Genomic DNA, 3,588 nt, shown 5'->3' on the forward strand with positions numbered 1-3,588 from the left:
AGTTAGGCTACATGTTCGGTGATTTAGGTAACTGACAATGTTTTTAAACGTATTTTTGTTTTTTCTCTGTCAAGATAATGCAATAAAATGTCAATATTGTGAATATAAAAACAAGAAAAAAAGAGTTATAATTTTGAAAACGTTTACTATAAGAGGTAGGAGGAATTCAAATGCTTTCACAAAATGCTGTTACAGCAAATACAGTAAAAAAAGAAAAAAAGGAATTTGGGATTTCCGATAAGTTAGGCTACATGTTCGGTGATTTAGGTAACTGTTTTATTTTAGGTTTGGTCAATAGTTTCTTGATGATTTATTATACGAATGTTCTTGGTGTTTCAGGAGCAATCGTAGGTACGTTATTCTTGATTTCAAGAATTTTGGATGCGTTTGCTGATGTGATGGTTGGAAGATTATGCGATGTCTCAGAGTTAACAGAAACTGGTCGATTTATTCCTTGGATCAGAAAAATGAAATATCCATTTTGCTTAGTGACAGTCATTTTGTTTTTACCATTCGTCCAACATCTTCCAATGACGGTGAAGGTTGCATATATTTTTGTTTCATATATTGTTTATGGTATTTTTCTGTCAACAATCAATATCCCTTACGGAGCAATGGCAGCAGCCATTAGTTCAAATCCTAATGACCGCACCTCGTTATCCACATTCCGAAGCATTGGTTCTGCGATTGGCGGGTCAACTACAGGGTTCTTTATCCCGATTTTGATGTACACCCATAACAAGAGTGGGCAGCAAGTCGTTTCGGGGAATCATTTCTTTTGGATTTCCATCGGATGTGCGGCAATTGCATTTGTCGCATACATGCTGACTTGTAAATTGACTACTGAACGAGTAAGAGTTGTCAAAAACGAAAAAGTGTCTGCTTCTCAGTTGGTAAAAGGTTTGTTAGCTAACCGAGCACTGATTATTTTAGTCATTGTTGACATTTTCATTGTGATCAATCAGATTTTAGCTGGGACGAATATGACTTATTTATTTAATGATTACTTCCATAATAAACAAGCAATGTCTGTCGCTCTTTTATTTACTTACGGAACAGTAGTAGTTTTAGCACCATTTGCTACAAAGCTGACAAAATTATTTGGTAAAAAGGAAGCAAGCGTATTTGCGTTACTCGCTTCTTCATGTATGTACTTGCTGATGTATTTCCTTCATATAACAAATGCATGGGTATATCTGATTCTTTTATTTATTGCTACTTTAGGATCTGGTTTATTCAATTTGATGGTCTGGGCATTCATTACTGATGTGATTGACTATCATCAATATAAGACAGGCTTAAGAGAAGATGGAACAGTATACGGAGTGAATTCTTTTGCGAGAAAAGTAGGACAAGCATGCGCAGGAGCAGTCGGAGGATTTATGCTAGCACTCATTGGTTACCAATCGTCTACAACAGGTGGAGCCATCCAATCAGTTTTAGTACAAGAAAGAATTTATACGATGGCAAACTTGCTACCAGCATTCTGTTTATTTGTATCCGCAATCATTTTATTAGTAGGGTATCCGCTGAATCGTTCGAAAACTGTGTTTATTGGTGAAGAATTAAAAAAAATCAATGAAAGATAAGGAGAAAAGTATTGCAGACAAAAAAAGAGTTCATCAATGCTTTAGACTTTAAAACAAACGACATTCAACAAGATGATACAGTAATGCTGCAAAAGGCAATCAATCAAGGTGCAAAAGAACACTCGCCCGTATTTATTCCAAAAGGTATTTATTTAGTCGGCGCACTTTTTTTAAAAGATAAGAGCCATCTCATTTTCGAAGAAGGGGCTGTTCTCAAGGGAAAAACAGAGATCGAAGCATTTCCAGAGATTGATACACGAGTTGCTGGAGTAGAAATGAAATGGCCAGCAGCGATTTTGAATGTTCTCTCAGCAAAAGATATTCTTATAGAAGGAAAAGGAATAATCGACGGTCAAGGAGAGCATTGGTGGGAACTATATTGGGGGAAAGACCAAAAAAGCGGAACAAGAGCTGAATATGATCGAAAGGGACTGCGTTGGATTGCAGATTATGCTATTAAGCGTCCGCGGGCGTGTTTACTGTATCATGCAGAACATGTTGTCATTCGTGATTTGATTTTTCAAAAATCAGGTTTTTGGAACCTGCAAATCACTTATTCTAACGATGTATTAGTAGAAAAAATAATCATCCGTCATAATGATGGGCCAAGTACAGATGGGATTGATATTGATTCTTCAACAGATGTGCGTATCTATGAATGTGATTTGGCCTGTGGTGATGATTGTATCGCTATTAAATCTGGCAGGGACGGTAACGGTGCAAGAGTCAATCGAAAATCATCAAGAATCGAGATTGCGAGATGTAACATTCGTTCAGGTTACGGTGTAACTATTGGTAGCGAAGTTAGTGCTGGAGTTAGTGATGTGTATATTCACGATATCGATTTTTTTCAGTCAGACTGTGGTATTCGAATGAAATCTTCAAGAGAAAGAGGGGGAGTGATTGAAAATATCAGGGTAGAAAACCTGAATATGATGGATGTACAATTTCCGTTTTCTTGGATAATGGACTGGCATAATGAATATAATAGAAAAAATAGCAATGATCTTGAACGAATGCCAGAAAGCTGGCAAGCAGTGGCTGAAGAAATACCTGAATCAAAACAAATGACAAAAGTCAGAAACATACATGTCAAAAATGTACAGGCAAGTCTTTCTCCAGGCTATCCACTTCCTTCCCGGGCTTTTGACTTGGTAGCATTTCCTGAAAAAACTATAGAAGATGTCTGCTTTACTCATTGTACAATAACTGCAAAAGAATTTGGACGAATCGAAGCAGTTCAAAACTTATGTTTCGAAAGCTGTATTCTATCAATAGAAACAGGGAACACAGTTGCAAACAATACTTTTGACAATCGTTGAAATTATAATAAGGTCAAGCTAAAATATTATTTTAGCTTGACCTTTATTTTTTTTAATGATATATTAAACAACGTTGTCGCATCTGATTGAAACATTTTGTGAAATTTCCAAAAAAGAGTTGACACATATTTTTAGACGTGATAAGATAACTGAGTCGTTAAAAAAGAACAGCTTGCGAAGCTTGATTCTATCGAAAAAAACTTCAAAAAAGTTCTTGACAAATAACAAACGACAAGTTATAATGAATGAGTTGCTGAAAGGTTTCGAAAAACGAAATCGAAGAAAACTTTTAAAAAAGAGTTGACAATCACTTGCCACTCTGATATGATGTAAAAGTTGCTACGGCAGCCAAAATAAATCGGAAAAACATTTCCGATGAAGTAGACCTTTGAAAACTGAACAAAGTAAGACAAACCAAATGTGTAGGGCGTCTTGATTCAATTCAAGACAACAAACATTTTTAACAAGCAAGCAATATGCTAGCAAACAAATTGAGCTTAACAATCGCAAGATTGTTCGAACTTTTTATGAGAGTTTGATCCTGGCTCAGGACGAACGCTGGCGGCGTGCCTAATACATGCAAGTCGTACGCTTCTTTTTCCACCGGAGCTTGCTCCACCGGAAAAAGAAGAGTGGCGAACGGGTGAGTAACACGTGGGTAACCTGCCCATCAGAAG

General features: G+C 36.6%; 2 protein-coding genes and 1 rRNA gene. All 3 read left to right on the forward strand.

Annotated elements, in window-relative coordinates:
* The first annotated feature begins 170 nt into the window (after window positions 1-170).
* Window positions 171-1,589 (forward strand): MFS transporter, encoded by a 1,419-nt coding sequence (locus A5849_RS14520; RefSeq protein ID WP_002310864.1) that lies wholly within the window; start codon window positions 171-173, stop codon window positions 1,587-1,589.
* Window positions 1,590-1,600: 11 nt separating this feature from the next.
* Complete coding sequence (locus A5849_RS14525) at window positions 1,601-2,911, forward strand: glycoside hydrolase family 28 protein (RefSeq protein ID WP_002335426.1); 1,311 nt, start codon at window positions 1,601-1,603, stop codon at window positions 2,909-2,911.
* A 523-nt stretch (window positions 2,912-3,434) separates the two neighbouring features.
* Window positions 3,435-3,588: ribosomal RNA gene (locus A5849_RS14535) — 16S ribosomal RNA — on the forward strand; the annotation flags it as partial.

The sequence above is a fragment of the Enterococcus sp. 10F3_DIV0382 genome, assembly GCF_002140245.1.
GTDB classification, from domain to species: domain Bacteria; phylum Bacillota; class Bacilli; order Lactobacillales; family Enterococcaceae; genus Enterococcus_B; species Enterococcus_B lactis.

Coding starts and splice junctions, on each gene's coding strand:
- A5849_RS14520 (WP_002310864.1), top strand. CDS start 171: ATGCTTTCACAAAATGCTGTTACAGCAAATACAGTAAAAAAAGAAAAA.